The sequence below is a fragment of the Rhodobaculum claviforme genome (assembly GCF_016653255.1).
GTDB classification, from domain to species: domain Bacteria; phylum Pseudomonadota; class Alphaproteobacteria; order Rhodobacterales; family Rhodobacteraceae; genus Rhodobaculum; species Rhodobaculum claviforme.
Genome location: NZ_NHSD01000147.1, coordinates 1 through 2,649 on the forward strand (window position 1 = coordinate 1; position 2,649 = coordinate 2,649).

Consider the following 2,649-nt stretch of genomic DNA (forward strand, 5'->3'; position numbering starts at 1 on the left):
CCCCGCGCCCGGTGACCGGTTCCGGCGCTGCGGGCAAGCCCGCGCCGCGGCCCGCCCCCAAGCCTCGACCCACCGAGGTCCGGTCCGGTGCGTCTGGGTCCGGTGCATCGCGGGCCAGTGGATCTCGGGATGGTGGACCTCGGGCCGGTGCATCGGGCGCGGGCGACTCGCGGACCGGTGGGCCCCGGACCGACGCCCCGCGGGGCGACGCCAGGCACGGCGGCAGGTCGGGCTCGGACAAGCCGTGGTCCGAGCGGCCGCGCGCGAACGGACGCCCCGACCGCGCCCCGTCGCACACCGGTGGTGGAGCGCGGTCCGGTGGGTCACGCCCGGACGCATCCCGCGCCGACAGCGTCCGCCCGGACCGGCCCCGTTCCGACAAGCCCCGTTCCGACACGTTCCGGTCCGACAGGCCCCGGTCCGACAAGTTCGGGCCCAACAAGTTCGGGCCCGACAAGTTCGGGTCGGACAAGCCCCGGCCCGACCGGCCGCGTGGCAGCGGACCGCGAGGCGACGCGCCCCACAGTGACCGGCCAAAAGCGGACTGGCCAAAAGCGGACCGGCCGAGAGGCGACAAGCCCGGGCCCGGTGGGGCGCGCCCTGACCGTACCGACCGGGCCGGGGGCGCAGCCCGGCCGCCGCGCGCCGCTGCTGTCTCCGGGCCCGTTTCCGGGTCTGCTTCGGGGCACGCCAAGGGGGATGCGGCGCGTTCGGGGCCGCGACCGGCCGGCGCAAGACCCGATGCAAAGGGGCCACGACCGGCGGGCGATGCGGCGGCACGGCCCCGTCCCCCCGGACCGTCGGCATCGCATTTCCGGCCACCCGCGCCCGCGTTGCCCTCGCGCATCGGCGCCGATGACCGCCCCGACCCGTCCGACCCGAGCCACAGCCTCGGCCGACGTCGCCGGCCCGCAGCCGGCCGGGGCGCCGGCGGCAAGGCGGGTCCCAAGACAGGCGGCGGGGGCAAGTCCGGACCCGGCGGCAAGGGGCGGCCTCCGCGTCCGCGCTGACGGGGCGCCCCGCCCGGACCCTGTGGCGCTTTCGATGCAGTCGGGCGGCGTGGCGATGCGTCGGCGCGGCTGGCACTGGCCGCGTCGGATGGTGCCCTCTATACTGCACAAATGCGGGGAGACCGGGGTGACACGCGGCCCCGGACCCGCCGCAAGTGGGGCCGGGGGGCGCTGATGATGGTGTGCGGTGCAGCGCAGTCGTGGGGGTGGTGCGGGGTTTGGCGCGGCGGCGGCATGCGCCGAAGCCGCGCGTTGGCGACGGCGCTGTGCGTGCTGGGGGTGTCCGCCTGCGCCCCGGTGCCCGAGATCGTGAGCGCTGCCGCGCCGCCAGATCCGCAGCCGCTGGCGATCGCGCAGGAACCCACCCTCGGCGACAGCGTGCGCGCGCATTTCGAGCGTCAGGAGCAGACGCTGCGCGGGCGCGGGCTGATGCGCACCGACGCCGAGGCGCGGGATATCCCCTTTGGGGTCAACACGCTGGTGCGCAACTTCGACCGCATTGCGCTGCGCGACGAATATGTGCTGGCGGGGGGCCGCCTGATCGAACGGGAAACCGGGGCGCGGCTGCGCCGGTGGGACCGGCCGGTCCGTCTGGCGCTGGAGTTCGGCGAGGCGGTCCCGCCCGAGCAGCGCGCCATCGATTCCGCGCAGCTGCGTGACCTGGCCGTGCGGCTGGGGCGCATCACCGGGCACCCCGTCACGATCACCGAGGGGGTGGAAACGGCGAACTTCCGCGTCCTCGTCCTGACCGAGGAGGAGCGTCGCGCCATCGGCCCTCGCCTGCGCGCGCTGATCCCCTCCATCGACGCAACGCTGGAGGACACCATCGCCAACCTGCCGCTGTCGGTCAGCTGCATGGTGATCGGGTTCGCGCGGGCGGGCACCCATGTGCACACCCAGGCGGTGGCGGTGATCCGGGCCGAGTTGCCGGAGCTGACCCGCACCTCGTGCTTTCACGAGGAGATCGCGCAGGGGCTGGGCCTGCCCAACGACTCGGCCGCCGCGCGCCCGTCGATCTTCAACGACTCGCTGGAGTTCGCGGTGCTAACCCGCCATGACGAGGCGCTGCTGCGCATCCTTTATGATCCGCGTCTGCAACCCGGCATGGGCCCGGCCGAGGCCCGCCCCATCGTGGAGGCCATCGCGGTGGAGCTTCTGGGCGGCGAGAGCTGAGCTGCGTCAGCTCACGGCCAGGGGAACGGGGACCTCCGGCCGGGCCAGCCCGGCCAGAAGCGCCACCAGATCAGCCTGCTGGAAGGGCTTGCCCAGCACGCCCGCGAATCCCCGTGCCAGGTATTCGTCGATCTGGTCCGGCATCAGGTTGGCGGTGGCCGCGAACGCCGGTGGCCGTGCCACACCCAGCCCGCGCGCGCGCGCGTCGATGTCGGCCAGCGCCTCCAGCCCGTCCTTGACCGGCATCGAGATGTCGAGGAGCAGCGCGTCGAACGCGCCCGGGCGCCAGACGTCGCAGGCCTGCTGGCCGTCGACGGCAAAGGTTGCGCTGGCACCGAGCTTGCGCAGCAGGATCTCGATGATCTTGCGGTTGGTGCCGGTATCCTCGGCCACGAGGACGCGCAGCCCCTGCAGCGGGCGGGCGTCCGCCACGGCGGGGGCGTCGTGCGGCGCGGGCGGCTGGGCG

General features: G+C 74.8%; 2 protein-coding genes. One reads left to right on the plus strand and one right to left on the minus strand.

The window, feature by feature from the left end:
* Positions 1–1,244 precede the first annotated feature (1,244 nt).
* Complete coding sequence (locus tag CCR87_RS04710; protein ID WP_201156414.1) at positions 1,245–2,183, plus strand: DUF2927 domain-containing protein; 939 nt, start codon at positions 1,245–1,247, stop codon at positions 2,181–2,183.
* Positions 2,184–2,189: 6 nt separating this feature from the next.
* On the opposite strand, the gene CCR87_RS04715 is transcribed toward CCR87_RS04710, so the two are convergent.
* Positions 2,190–2,649 (minus strand): response regulator (locus CCR87_RS04715; protein WP_201156415.1); only part of this gene is annotated, 460 nt, incomplete at its 5' end.

Excerpts from the sequence above, each read along its gene's own strand:
- CCR87_RS04710 (WP_201156414.1), top strand. The coding sequence starts at position 1,245 with ATGCGCCGAAGCCGCGCGTTGGCGACGGCGCTGTGCGTGCTGGGGGTG.